The 13,858-nt window shown below is 50.1% G+C and carries 11 protein-coding genes; 10 read left to right on the forward strand and 1 reads right to left on the reverse strand.

Translation table 11 applies throughout. From position 1 onward, the window contains the following. Nucleotides 1-16 precede the first annotated feature (16 nt). The 3 genes from B4E62_RS08415 to B4E62_RS08425 all read left to right on the forward strand — a co-directional run bounded on the left by B4E62_RS08415 (nt 17) and on the right by B4E62_RS08425 (nt 4,790). Nucleotides 17-328, forward strand: coding sequence for a hypothetical protein (locus B4E62_RS08415; RefSeq protein WP_310071429.1), 312 nt, complete (start codon nt 17-19; stop codon nt 326-328). 87 nt (nt 329-415) lie between these two features. Further along, entirely contained in the window at nt 416-1,666 is a 1,251-nt protein-coding gene (locus B4E62_RS08420; RefSeq protein WP_331351752.1) for an efflux RND transporter periplasmic adaptor subunit, read from the forward strand. Next, a complete protein-coding gene (locus tag B4E62_RS08425; RefSeq protein ID WP_331351753.1) occupies nt 1,659-4,790 on the forward strand; it encodes an efflux RND transporter permease subunit in 3,132 nt (1,043 codons plus the stop codon). Before B4E62_RS08420 ends, B4E62_RS08425 begins: the two co-directional genes overlap by 8 nt. Nucleotides 4,791-4,930: 140 nt before the next feature. Here B4E62_RS08425 and cadR read toward each other — a convergent pair whose 3' ends face one another. Beyond that, entirely contained in the window at nt 4,931-5,323 is a 393-nt protein-coding gene (gene cadR, locus B4E62_RS08430; RefSeq protein ID WP_040393423.1) for a Cd(II)/Pb(II)-responsive transcriptional regulator, read from the reverse strand. 288 nt (nt 5,324-5,611) lie between these two features. Between cadR and B4E62_RS08435 the strand changes: the two genes are divergently transcribed. From B4E62_RS08435 to B4E62_RS08465, 7 genes are all read left to right on the forward strand, one after another. Beyond that, a complete protein-coding gene (locus tag B4E62_RS08435) occupies nt 5,612-5,935 on the forward strand; it encodes a hypothetical protein (protein WP_007645398.1) in 324 nt (107 codons plus the stop codon). A gap of 98 nt (nt 5,936-6,033) precedes the next feature. Beyond that, the gene (locus B4E62_RS08440; RefSeq protein WP_007645400.1) at nt 6,034-7,308 is read left to right on the forward strand and encodes a TolC family protein; all 1,275 of its coding nucleotides are present in this window, start codon (nt 6,034-6,036) and stop codon (nt 7,306-7,308) included. Next, complete coding sequence (locus tag B4E62_RS08445; RefSeq protein WP_157152640.1) at nt 7,305-8,390, forward strand: efflux RND transporter periplasmic adaptor subunit; 1,086 nt, start codon at nt 7,305-7,307, stop codon at nt 8,388-8,390. Before B4E62_RS08440 ends, B4E62_RS08445 begins: the two co-directional genes overlap by 4 nt. A 53-nt stretch (nt 8,391-8,443) precedes the next feature. Next, nucleotides 8,444-11,560, forward strand: a complete 3,117-nt coding sequence (locus tag B4E62_RS08450) for an efflux RND transporter permease subunit (RefSeq protein WP_007645413.1) — start codon at nt 8,444-8,446, stop codon at nt 11,558-11,560. Nucleotides 11,561-11,649: 89 nt separating this feature from the next. Then, the gene (locus B4E62_RS08455) at nt 11,650-11,964 is read left to right on the forward strand and encodes a P-II family nitrogen regulator (RefSeq protein WP_007645415.1); all 315 of its coding nucleotides are present in this window, start codon (nt 11,650-11,652) and stop codon (nt 11,962-11,964) included. A gap of 68 nt (nt 11,965-12,032) precedes the next feature. Then, a complete protein-coding gene (locus tag B4E62_RS08460; protein ID WP_040393426.1) occupies nt 12,033-12,449 on the forward strand; it encodes a hypothetical protein in 417 nt (138 codons plus the stop codon). A 56-nt stretch (nt 12,450-12,505) separates the two neighbouring features. Further along, nucleotides 12,506-13,858 (forward strand): HAD-IC family P-type ATPase (locus B4E62_RS08465; RefSeq protein ID WP_331351754.1); only part of this gene is annotated, 1,353 nt, incomplete at its 3' end.

Consider the following 13,858-nt stretch of genomic DNA (forward strand, 5'->3'; position numbering starts at 1 on the left):
ACTGCTGAGTTTCGTGATGCCCCTGCAAGTCGCGGCAGAAATTCTGCTGTCTGCCTCACCGTGCCCTGAAGAAATGACCATGGTGATGGATGAATCGGGTGATAGTGAAGCTATGCCTTGCTGCCCCGATGCAGATGACGATGATGCAATAAATCCCTGTGAAACCGCCAAATCCTGTCATCTCTGTAAAACACCCGTGCAGGTATATCTCTATACACCCGCGTCGTTTTTCTCTCTTTCAAATTTGACTGCACACACTAAAACTCGTCCGCTGAATATTGCTGTCTTCAATCCCGCCGGTATCTGGCGACCTCCGAACGCCTCCTGAGTTAATACGATTACACCTCGCTTAAACCGGTAAAGATGCCGGGTGTTTAGGCGAGACGTTTTTTATCGTCTCTCGGGAATCACCTAAATGAATAATCTCTCTGTACGTCTGCTTGCAGCCGTTGGGCTAGGCACGTTGCTACTCGGCATTGCGCTAGGTGTTGGTTGGCAGCACCTGCATAAATCCACCCCTATACCACCGCCGCAAAAGGATGCTGCTGATGCGGCCAAACAGGAACCTAAGGTGCTCTACTGGTATGACCCTATGGTCCCCGACCAGCATTTTGATAAACCGGGTCCATCACCCTTCATGGATATGGAATTGGTACCCAAATACGCGGCAGCGGATGAAGCTGCTCCCGCATTAACGGTTGCCGCGGGTTTGGTACAAAACCTGGGAATGCGCAAAACCAGAGTGCAACGCCTGCCAATAGCCCACGAGCTGGAAGTGGTCGGGCAACTGCAATTTAACCAGCGCAACCAGGCGATATTGCAATTGCGCGCGGCGGGTTTTGTGGAAAAAGCCTGGCCGCTAGCGGTGGGCGATCATGTCAGCGCCGGTCAGCCGCTTGCCGAATTTCAGATACCCGAATGGCTGGATGCCCAAAATGAACTGCTCTCCCAGCCGGTTGGACAGAACCCGCATTTGTTAGCGACATTGCGCGCCCGCCTGCAATTACTCGGGATGCCCGATGCCCTGATTGCCAAGGTGGAAAAAACCCGCCAACCGGAGACCCGTGTAACTATCACTTCGCCCATCTCGGGTGTATTGGATATGCTGGATGTTAAAACCGGTATGGCGCTGGCCAGTGGCGCTACGCTGGCAAAGATTAACAACTTGGACAGCTTGTGGCTGGATGCCGCCATTCCCGAAGCGCGAGCAACTGGCTTGCGCCCGGGTGACAAGGCTATTTTCAATTCCGCCAACCCTGGTGATCCAGCCCTGACCGGCACACTGGAATACCTGTTGCCCTCGCTCAATGACAGCTCCCGCACCCTGACTGCCCGCATCCTGTTGGACAACCCCGAAGCACGCTTGAAACCCGGTACCAGTGGACGTGTACTGCTGCAATCATCCACTAAAGAAACCGGATTGTTTGTGCCCACAGAAGCAGTCATCCGCACGGGCAAACGGGTGTTGGTGATGCTGGCTGAAGCCGGTAGCAAGTTTCGCCCGGTGGAGGTTGTCACCGGCCGCGAGATAGGTAACCAGACCCTCATCCGCGAAGGTTTGGAGGAGGATCAGGAGGTAGTAGTCAGCGGCCAGTTCCTGCTCGATTCCGAAGCCTCCTTTTTGGGGATAGCACCAAAAACAGCGGGAGGATATGACCATGATTAGCCGTTTGATTCATTGGTCTGTTGCGCACCGCGTATTGGTGCTGTTGGCCTCACTGCTGCTCACTGGCTGGGGCATTTGGGCCGTCAAAACCACACCGATTGACGCCTTACCCGACCTCTCAGATGTGCAAGTCATTATCCGCACCAGTTTCCCAGGGCAAGCGCCCGAGCTGGTGGAAAATCAGGTGACTTACCCGCTGGCCAGCAAAATGCTCTCGGTACCCGGCGCTAAAACCGTGCGCGGTTATTCGATGTACGGCGATAGCTTTGTGTATGTCTTGTTTGAGGATGGTACCGATCTGTACTGGGCACGCTCCCGCGTGTTGGAGTCCTTGAGCCAAATGCAGGCGCAGCTACCGGCCAGCGCCAAACCGGCATTAGGGCCGGATGCCACCGGTGTTGGCTGGATATTTCAATACGCCTTGGTCGATAAGCCGGGTCAGCACGATATTGCCCAACTGCGAGCACTGCAGGATTGGTTCCTACGCTTTGAACTGGCGCCCTTGCCGGATGTGGCCGAAGTCGCCGCTGTCGGAGGTATGGTCAAGCAATACCAAGTGGTGCTCGACCCGATCCGGCTTGCAGCCCATAACCTGTCCCATGACGCGGTAATTACCGCTGTGCAGCAAGCCAATCAGGAAACTGGTGGTGGTGTTCTGGAACTGGGTGAAGCCGAACTGATGATCCGCGCCAGTGGTTATTTACATACGCTTGATGACTTCAAATCCATACCGCTGAAGTTGGTGGATAACATTCCCGTTACCCTGGCCGACGTCGCCCATATCCAGCTCGGGCCGGAAATGCGCCGGGGCATTGCCGAACTGGATGGTGAAGGCGAAGTGACTGGCGGTATTGTGGTGATGCGCTCGGGCGGAAATGCCCGCGCCACTATCGCAGCAGTTAAGGAAAAACTGGCGCAACTCCAAAGCAGCTTGCCAGTTGGGGTCGAGATCATCGCCACCTACGACCGCAGTCTCCTGATCGACCGCGCCGTCGCCAACCTGACCTATAAACTACTTGAAGAATTTCTGGTGGTTGCACTGGTCTGTGCTTTATTCCTCTGGCATTGGCGCTCTGCGTTGGTAGCGATTGTCGCCCTGCCACTTGGGGTTTTGATCGCTTTTGTCGTTATGCGTTATCAAGGTATCAATGCCAACATCATGTCGCTCGGCGGTATCGCGATTGCCATAGGGGCAATGGTGGATGCGGCCATCGTCATGATTGAAAACGCCCACAAACATGTGGAGCGATGGCAGCTACAACATCCTGAGCAAGAACTCATCGGTGAGAAACGCTGGCAGGTATTGACCCAGGCGGCGGCCGAGGTGGGACCTGCACTATTTTTCTCGCTGCTCATTGTCACCCTCTCGTTTATTCCAGTATTTACACTCGAAGCGCAAGAGGGTCGGCTCTTTGGTCCACTCGCTTTTACCAAAACCTATGCCATGGCCGCTGCTGCCGGGCTTTCTATCACCCTGATCCCGGTACTCATGGGTTACTGGATTCGTGGCCGGATTCCGCAGGAACATCAAAATCCCATCAATCGCTGGCTGATCCGGGGTTATCGTCCACTGTTGACCGGAGTTTTGCGCCACCCGAAAAAGACACTGGGTTTTGCACTAGCGGTATTACTGAGCACCGCTTGGCCATTAAGCCAGCTGGGCAGTGAATTCCTGCCGCCGCTGGACGAAGGGGATTTACTGTACATGCCCAGTGCCTTGCCGGGGTTAAGTGCCCAACAGGCCAGCCGCTTGCTGCAACAAACAGATCGGCTGATTAAAACTGTCCCGGAAGTGGAGCGTGTGTTTGGCAAGGCTGGCCGCAGCGACAGCGCCACCGATCCTGCCCCCTTGGAGATGTTTGAAACCACCATCCAGTTTAAGCCGCGCGATCAGTGGCGCCCCGGTATGACTCCGGAAAAACTCATGGCTGAACTGGATGCACGGGTCAAAATACCGGGGCTATCCAATATCTGGATTCCGCCCATCCGCAACCGTATCGATATGCTGGCCACCGGTATCAAAAGCCCCATCGGCGTCAAGGTTGCTGGCCAGAACCTGGCCGACATTGACCAAGTCGCCAAACAGGTTGCGCAGGTTGCCAAAACCGTCCCCGGTATCTCCTCGGCAGTTGCCGAGCGCCTGGGTGGTGGGCGTTACCTTGATATCCAGTTCGACCGCGCTGCACTTGCGCGTTATGGCCTGAGCATCACGCAGGCGCAATTGGTCGTGAGTAGCCTGATTGGTGGCGACAACATTGGCGAAGTCACCGATGGCCGCGCACGATTCCCTATCAACCTGCGTTATCAGCGTGATTGGCGTGACAGCATCGGCAAGCTGCAAAACCTGCCCATCATCGCACCACTCGGCAGCCAAATCACGTTGGGTACGATTGCCACGATCAAGGTGACCGATGGTCCCAGTATGCTCAAAAGCGAAAATGCGCGTCCCACGAGTGTGGTTTACATTGATGTGCGTGACCGCGACCTGGGCTCGACGGTGAAAGATCTGCAACACACCATCAACCGACAGGTGACCTTGCTGCCGGGCACCAGTATCAGCTACGCAGGCCAGTTTGAATTTATGGAACGCGCTAATGCCCGCCTGCAATGGATAGTCCCGGCAACGCTCGTTATCGTTCTGGTGCTGTTATTCCTGACCTTTTCCCGTTTGGATGAAGCCCTGTTAATCATGGGCACCTTACCTTTTGCGTTAACCGGAGGCATTTGGCTGTTATACCTGATGGACTATGAGCTATCTGTTGCAACAGCCGTCGGGTTTATCGCACTGGCCGGAGTGTCCGCTGAATTCGGGGTTATTATGTTGCTCTACCTGAAACAGGCGTGGCAGCGGCGTATTGAAGCAGGCACAACCACGCAAGAGGATTTACTCGATGCCATTCGGGAAGGTGCCGTGTTGCGAATACGCCCCAAGATGATGACGGTTACAGTGATCGTTGCCGGTTTATTGCCGATATTTTTAGGCAGCGGTACAGGTTCGGAAATTATGAGCCGTATTGCAGCACCGATGGTGGGAGGAATGATTAGCGCCCCCTTGCTTTCGCTATTGGTATTGCCAGCGGCGTATTTGTTGGTGCAGCGTAAGAAGCATGACGTAAAAGAATAACCGATTACAAAATTCAATGATGCAATTGACCAATAGCACTAGATGATTATCTGGCGCTATTGCTAAAACAACTCAATTCCGAACCGTTTGCCAGCGTTGCAATAAACGCGCGCTGGCAATACAAATAACGCTAATGTAAATCAATGCTCCAACAACTCCTTCATGATGCCGCAATCTTTTACCGCTTGGTGAGCATCACATTTAGTTCGAAGTTCACCGAGCTGACGGCGTAATTCCTGAAGCTCAGCAAGGCGAATATCTACTTGCTGGATATGGCTATCGATAATCATATTTACACTGTTGCAGGTTTCGTTCGGAGTGCTGGAGTAGCCGATCAACTGGCGGATCTCCTCTAGCGTCAAGCCAAGGTTCCGGCACTGTTTAATGAAGAAAAGATCATGGGAGGCTGCTTCATCGTAAAAACGATAATTGCCTTCGGTACGAGGGGCCGTAGATAGCAAGCCCTCGTGTTCGTAATAGCGTATGGTTTGGACACTAAGACCAGTAAGTTTTGCGAGCTCACCTATTTTCATAGACTGTCCAGTATTGACTCTATAGTTACTGTAGACTTTATACTCTTTCACAGTTCGGCGCATCGTAAGGATGCGGCAGTGAACTTATAAGGGCGAAACCCCTCATAATTGTCTGGTACCACAGTGTCGGTATTTGAGCCGCCACTTTTTATAATATGGTAATGATCACTACAGACAATCGTTGGTTTACTGCCATAATCCAGTCAACTTTTCTGGAACAAATAAGTAATCGTGAATTGTTTCCTGCGTTATAAGTATTGGGCCTTGCTGTCCACACTGCTCTGGCTTATGGCTAGTTGGGCTGGTGTGCACGGGCACTATTGCTTTGATGGTCAGGAACCTCCTATTTCCATTCATCTCGACAATATCGATACACATGTAGGGCATGATGCAGACAGTGCACATGTTGATATGGATATCGATCTATCCCAATCGGTCGTCGCAAAACTGCTGAAATTCGATGCAACTTTGGCGTTGTTGCTCGTTGCGATTTTTGTTCTTTTAGTATTGCCACAAGCCCCATTTTCCGTTTCGTTTTCTAAAGCGTGTCACCCACGCCGTATTGTCGGTTTACGTCCACCACCGCGCGCGCCTCCCGTAACTCCAGTCTGATTACCCATAACGCCCCTTTTTTGACAGGGGTAATTCGTGTATTTCCATTGTGCGTCCACGTGCTGCGCCGGGAAATACCAATATGGCTGGAGCTTTCTATGCAATTTATCCATCGGGCATTAACCGTCTCGGTTATTGCCATTACCTGTAGTACCTATGCTGCGTCGTCAACTGCACAATCAACACTCACGTTGAGCGAAGCAGTTCGGGCAACCCTGCAACAAAATCCTCAGCTGGCGGGCTATACCTTTAAGGTCAATGCATTGGCCGGAGAAAAACAAACTGCCGCACTACGACCGGAGTACCGCATTAGTGCTGATCTGGAAAACGTCGCCGGTTCCGGTGAATTTAGTGGCACTAAAGCCAGTGAATTAACCATTTCGTTGTCGTCCGCCATCGAATTAGGTGGTCAGCGCGATGCGCGCATGAGTGTAGTAACTGCTCGTCAACAGCAACTGCAATCCACCCAACGCGTACTTACACTGGATGTGATTACAGCAGTAACTCATCAATTTATTCAATTACTGGCAGCGCAAGAACAATTGGCACTACAGGAAGAGTCGCACCAGTTAATCCAACAAACCCTCAACTCACTGACCAGGCAGGTTCAGGCAGGCGGGACAGCGGACAGTGAACTCTTACGCGGAAACGCTGCACTGGCTCTCTCTAATATTGCTTTGCAACAAGCCCGACAAATGGTCAGCAGTGAGCGAGTCAAGCTCAGTGCTTATTGGGCGGACTCCTCGCCGGACTTTAGAGCGGTAACAGCAGATCTTTATGCTGTTCCAACGGCAATGCCGTTACCAATGCTGCTGGAAAAACTGTCTGGCAATCCGGATTTGGAGCAGTTGACTAAAGGGGTAGATGTTCGCATAGCCGAAGTGCAACAGGCTCGTAGCGAGCGACGCCCTTCTTTGGAGTGGAATGCCGGTGTTCGTCGCCTTCAAGCTACCGAGGATTCTGCTGTCGTTCTTGGCTTGAGTATGCCATTAGGTACAGGCAGTAGAGCCAGTGGTGCAATCACAACCGCTAGTGCCAACCAACAAAGTGCTGAACTTGAACGGGACAGTGCGCGAGTTCAATTAGAGGCTCAACTCATCTCATCTTATGAGGCTCATCGGCAAGCTATTGATGAAGTCAATGTGTTGCGTGATCAAGTCCTTCCTTCGCTAAAAAAAGCCATGCGCAGTACAGCAAGTGCTTTTGACCAGGGGCGCTATAGCTACATGGAATTAAACCTTGCACAAAGCCAATTGCTGGATGCCCAGCAAGCCTTGGTTGAGGCGGCGGCACGCATGCAGGAAACCCGGATCGAATTAGAGCGGATGATTGGTTCCGCACTGAATGAGCAGAATAATGAGGTTACGCAATGAAAACTTTAAAAAAGAATACCTTGAAATCACCAGAAAAAAATTTCCTAAAATCCGCACCCGCACTTGTTTTTGTCTTAGTCATTTTACTGGCTCTATTTTTGGCTGACATTTACATGGCCAATGCGGCCACAGAGAAAGACGATCACAAGCACCAAGAGAATGAGCAGGCAGACGAAAAAGATGCTCATGGTGATGACCATGAAGATAAAAAATCAGGCGAAGAAAAACATGGCGATGAGCACGGAGATGAAGAAGGTGGCCATGACGATGAAAAAATGAAGTTGTCTGCCGAGCAACAAAAAAATGGTGGCATTCAAGTAGCAGAAGCAGGTCCGATTGATATTCAGCAAACTTTGCCGCTTTATGGTGTTGTTGGAGTCAATGCAGAGCGTATCCAAAACATTACAGCGCGTTTTCCCGGTGTTATTCGCAAGGTAAATCGTAAACAAGGCGATAATGTATCGGTGGGTGATGCATTAGCCACTATCGAAAGCAATGAAAGTATGAAGGTGTACACCATCAACGCCACCATGAACGGGATCATTACTGACCGTCATGCAGTTGAGGGTGAGCAAACGGGTGATGAGCCGCTGTTCGTGGTCGCAGACATGACCACCGTATGGGTTGATTTATCCATATTCCCTCGCGATGTTGCGCAACTACAACTTGGACAACAGGTTCGTGTTGAACAAGCGCAACGTAAACTCGTCGATAAGGGACAGCTCGTTTATATTTCTGCAAATGCTAATCCTGTCAACCAGGCAACCAGTGCGCGGGTGTTGTTGGATAATTCAAAAGGCCAATGGATTCCAGGGCATTTTGTAAACGCGCAAGCAACCTTGGGCAAAACTCCGGTTGCGGTCGCGGTACAAAACGACGCGCTGCAAACGCTTGAAGGCAAAACTGTTGTTTTTGTAAAAGAAGGAGATGGGTTTGAGCCCAGGCCTGTTCGCCTCGGAAAAGCCGATAGCAAATTCAGCGAGGTGTTAGAAGGTATTGCGGCAGGTGAAACTTATGTTGCACGTAATAGCTTTATTCTGAAATCCGAAATGGGCAAGGAGAGCGCTGAACATGGACATTAATCTGTGCATTTTGCTGCTCAACCCTGATCACTCTCCATTAGGAGGAATGAACCATGGTTGATGCACTGTTACAATTTTCCATCGCGCGACGTTGGCTGATTTTATTTCTAGTGGCCGTTACTGCCGGTGTAGGTTTATGGAATTATCAAAAGCTTCCGATTGATGCAGTTCCTGACATTACTAACGTACAGGTTCAAATCAATACACAAGCGGCCGGTTATTCGCCGCTTGAAGTAGAACAGCGCATCACATATCTAGTGGAAGTGGCGATTGCAGGTTTACCTCACGTAGAAAGCACACGTTCACTCTCTCGTTATGCATTGTCACAAGTGACGGTCGTGTTTGAAGACGGCACTGACATTTACTTCGCCCGCAATATTATTAATGAGAGATTGCAGCAAGCAAAAAGTCAGATGCCCGCCGGTATTGAACCCGAAATGGGCCCGGTTGCGACCGGGTTGGGTGAGATCTTTCACTACTCCGTTCATGCCGACGCAAAAGCTCGCCAGCCTAACGGTGAGCCTTATGACGCCATGGCGCTGCGCACCTTGCAGGATTGGGTTATTCGCCCACAGCTTCGTCTCGTTCCCGGCGTAACTGAAGTCAACACTATTGGCGGCTATGAAAAACAGTTCCATATAACACCCGACCCATCAGCATTACTTGCCTATGGAGTTACCTTCGCCGATCTGGCTTCAGCACTTGAACGAAACAATGCCAATATCGGTGCGGGATACATTGAGAAAAATGGCGAGCAATACCTGATCCGTGCACCGGGACAAGTTGCTGATATTCCCGCTATTAAAAAAATCATTGTAACTCGTAAAGATGGCTTACCGGTTCTCGTTGGTGACCTCGCAGGTGTCGCATTAGGCAATGAGTTGCGAACCGGTGCTGCCACACGCGATGGCGAAGAAACTGTGCTCGGTACCGCTGTGATGTTATTGGGTGGCAATAGCCGCACAGTATCGGAAGCCGTTGCTGAAAAACTGGTGGAGATTAATAAAACCCTACCCGAAGGGATCACCGCCGACACTGTTTATGACCGCACCGTGCTCGTCGATAAAACCATCGCAACTGTACAAAAAAACTTGTTGGAAGGTGCAATTCTCGTTGTCGTGGTGTTGTTGTTGATGCTGGGCAATGTCAGGGCAGCATTACTCACCGCGATGGTGATTCCACTCTCAATGCTGATGTTGATGACGGGCATGGTAGAGGCCAAAGTCAGCGCCAATTTGATGAGCCTCGGCGCGTTGGATTTCGGTTTAATTGTCGATGGTGCAGTCATTATTGTTGAAAACTGTCTGATGCGTTTAGGACAGCGGCAACACCATCTCGGACGACTGCTAAATCTTGAGGAACGACTGCAAACTGTGTTTAGTGCAACACGCGAAGTGTTTACGCCCAGTCTAATCAGTGTGCTTGTGGTGATTTTAGTAAATTTGCCAATCCTCGCACTCACCGGTGTGGAAGGCAAAATGTTCACCCCAATGGCTCTGGCCGTGATTATGGCGTTAATCGGTGCATTGATTCTGTCACTGACGTTTGTACCCGCTGCTGTTGCATTGCTTCTTACGGGAAAAATCGAAGAGAAAGACAATCGCATCGTTGTGAAAGCCAAAGAAGCTTACACACCAACCCTAGATTTTGCCCTTAAACGCAGAGTGCCGATTCTAGTGGGTGCAGTTGTGTTTGTTATTTTTTCCGGTTGGTTATCTACACGTATGGGTACCGAGTTTGTGCCTAACCTGGATGAAGGTGATATCGCGGTTCAGGCCTTACGCATACCGGGTACTAGCCTGACCCAATCACTCGACATGCAATTTCAGGTTGAGAAAGCGGTCATGAAAGTCCCGGAGGTGAAAACCTTCTTCTCGCGTGTGGGGACCGCTGAAGTTGCCAGTGACCCGATGGGGCCCAACATTTCTGACGGCTACGTCATGCTGAAAGACAGAAAGGACTGGCCAGATCCCGATGTCTCCAAAGCAGATGTACTTGAGGCAATTGAAGAACAATTGGCGAAAGTACCGGGCAATGCTTACGAAATTAGTCAGCCAATTCAATTGCGCTTCAACGAACTCATTTCGGGCGTGCGCTCGGATCTCGGCGTCAAGATTTACGGTGACGATCTCAACCAATTACTGACCACCGGCAATCAAATTGCCAAGTTGTTAAATGGGATCGAGGGCGCAGATGGTGTGAAGGTCGAACAAGCCGACGGCTTGCCGATTCTAGCGGTTGAAGCAGATCGTGATGTGTTGCTGCGCTATGGACTCAACATCGCCGACGTCCAGGAAACACTGGCAGCGGCGACCGGTGGGCAGGAGGCTGGCCAAATATTTGAAGGCGATCAGCGTTTCGATATTGTCGTTCGTTTACCAGAACAACAGCGCAATGATTTGGCAGCCTTGTCGTATTTGCCTATCCCGTTACCAGAAGGTGGATTTGTCCCACTGGGCGAAGTCGCAACACTGACACTTGCACCCGGAGCCAACCAAATCAGCCGTGAAAATGGTAAGCGCCGCCTGGTCGTCACAGCCAATGTGCGCGACCGCGACCTGGGAGGATTTGTTGCTGAGGTCCAAGCCAAAGTGGAACAAGAAATAAAACTTCCTCCGGGTTATTGGCTTAATTACGGCGGAACGTTTGAGCAATTGGAGTCGGCATCAAAACGACTAACGCTGCTGGTTCCACTGACCCTGATCATGATTTTTGCGCTGTTGATGATGACCTTTGGTTCGGCCAAAGATGCCCTATTGGTGTTCAGTGGAGTTCCACTCGCCTTAACGGGCGGGGTTATTTTCCTATGGTTGCGCGATATCCCACTCTCCATTACCGCTGGAGTCGGCTTCATCACCCTATCAGGGGTGGCGGTGCTAACGGGGGTAATGATGGTGTCTGCCTTCCGCGATAGCTTGAACAATGGCCTGGCCATTGAACCTGCTATCCGCGAAGGAGCCATGTTGCGCTTACGGCCCATTTTGATGGTTGCTTTAGTCGCCGCACTCGGTTTCTTGCCGATGGCGCTGAACACCAGCACCGGCGCTGAGGTGCAACGGCCACTGGCCACAGTAGTCATTGGCGGGATTATTTCATCGACCATATTGACCCTGCTGGTATTGCCGGGTTTATACCGAATGGCTTATCGCGGAGCACAAAAAGGCCACTAACCTGAACTGTCACCAGCCTCGTGCTGGTGACAACCTAATTCTGACGCGTTGCAAAATCGGCAGCGCGCCTTCGCCAGGAGACTGGAATTATGAAACTGATCACTGCGCTTTTACATCATGTGCGGGTAACCGCTGTTATCGATGCATTGAACGATGCGGGTTATCGCAACCTCAACTTACAGGATGTAAAAGGTACGCTCAAACCCTTGGGCGATTTTGAATTGACCTATTCGTCGGAGGCCCGGCTGGTTATTTCCGAGGTGCAATTGTCACTCCCCTGTGAGGACAGCGATGTGGAATCCATCACCCGGATTATTCGCGAGGCTGGCCGCATTGGTAACGATGTTTGTGGATGGGTTTATGTGAGTGCTATTGAACAGGCATTACCCATCGGCGGCTCGTAAGCACAGAATAACGTGCGACTGGGAAATGTTTTTCCAGTCGTCTTTCGATTCACTACAGGAGAACTCACATGATTAACCTGTCACGAATACTAATTTCATTTTTCTTTGTTGCATTACTCAGTGCCTGCCAAACAACAGTGCCCACTACGTCCAATATTGTGTTCGAGGACGATGCACTGCGTCAGCATAAGCTTGAACTGACCAACGCAACGGCCAGTTTTAATGATGGCATTTTGACAATAAGTGGTGGCGTCTGGCCAACACAAAAAAAGCCACATATCGCGTGCGGACAATTGCAGTTTCAGATATTTGATACCCAAGGCGTTTTGTTAAAAGCGCTCAATGTAAATTACTCACCTTGTCACTTGCATTACGGCCCCAATACCCGTCGTAAAGGATCTTTTTCAGTCGTGATCAATGACATACATCCGCAGGCATTAATTATTAAATCGAGTTACCAAAAAACGCCGCATGAGGCTCACTGATTTTTTGTGATATGACCCTTCATTTTCTATCACTATTTTCAAGTAAAGGAAACACTATGGAACATACACACAAATATGATGAACAGGGCAAACAACTATGTTGTACAGAAGAAGAAAAAATAAATCACCAAGCCGATTCGCTCATAAAAAATAGCCCCATGAAAAGCTGTTGTTGTGCCAGTGATGATCAAGATCAGCATACCGATTATGGTGGTCATGACCACGATCATACCAGTGATGGCGGTAGCAATATCAGGCTATTTCTGCCTGCCGCAATGAGTTTGGTTGCACTGATTATTGCGATAGTACTGGATAATTATTTTCCACAAACCTGGTTTACTGGCTGGTTACGTATTGGTTGGTACGTTGCCGCCTATTTACCTGTAGGCCTGCCAGTGTTGAAAGAGGCCTATCAAAGCATCACGAAAGGTGAAGTATTTTCCGAGTTTTTCTTGATGAGTATTGCAACCCTCGGCGCATTTGCTATCGGCGAGTACCCGGAAGGAGTTGCTGTTATGTTGTTTTATTCTGTGGGCGAGGTATTCCAAACGCTCGCGGTCAAAAGGGCAAAGCTTAATATCAAAACATTGCTTGACCAACGTCCCGATGAAGTCACAGTGTTACGCGATAACCGCGCTGTGATACTGAAAGCAGAAACCGTCAGTATTGGCGATATTATCCAACTCAAAGCAGGTGAAAAATTAGGCCTGGATGGAGAACTCTTATCCGAAACTGCTTCCTTCAATACCGCTGCGCTGACTGGTGAAAGTAAGCCTGACACCAAAACAAAAGGCGAAAGTGTTTTAGCGGGTATGATTAATCTTAATGCGGTATCACAAATCAAAGTAACCGCAGCCTATACCGACAGTAAACTGTCCAGAATTTTAGAATTAGTGCAAAACGCCTCAGCACAAAAAGCCCCCACCGAATTGTTCATCCGCAAGTTCGCCAAAATATACACACCAATTGTGGTTGTGTTGGCCTTTGCGATTTGTTTGTTGCCATACTTTTTTGTTGAGACATATGTATTCAGTCAATGGTTGTACCGCGCGCTGATTTTCCTGGTGATTTCATGCCCTTGTGCGCTGGTCATCAGTATTCCACTCGGTTATTTTGGGGGAATTGGCGCTGCCAGTAAAAATGGTATTTTGTTTAAAGGCAGTAACTTTTTAGACACCATTTCTAGCATTCAAAATGTAGTGATGGATAAAACCGGCACCATGACTGAAGGTGTATTTAAAGTACAAGAGGTCAACCTCAAACCTGAGGTCAATCGAGATGAAATTCTCAAAATGGTCAATGCACTGGAAAGCCAAAGTACGCATCCGGTAGCAACCGCCATTCATCAATTTGTAGGTGGTATCGACAGCAGCATTACATTGAACAATGTTGAAGAAATATCGGGTCAT

The organism is Cellvibrio sp. UBA7671 (assembly GCA_002483145.1).
In the GTDB taxonomy this organism is placed as follows: domain Bacteria; phylum Pseudomonadota; class Gammaproteobacteria; order Pseudomonadales; family Cellvibrionaceae; genus Cellvibrio; species Cellvibrio fibrivorans.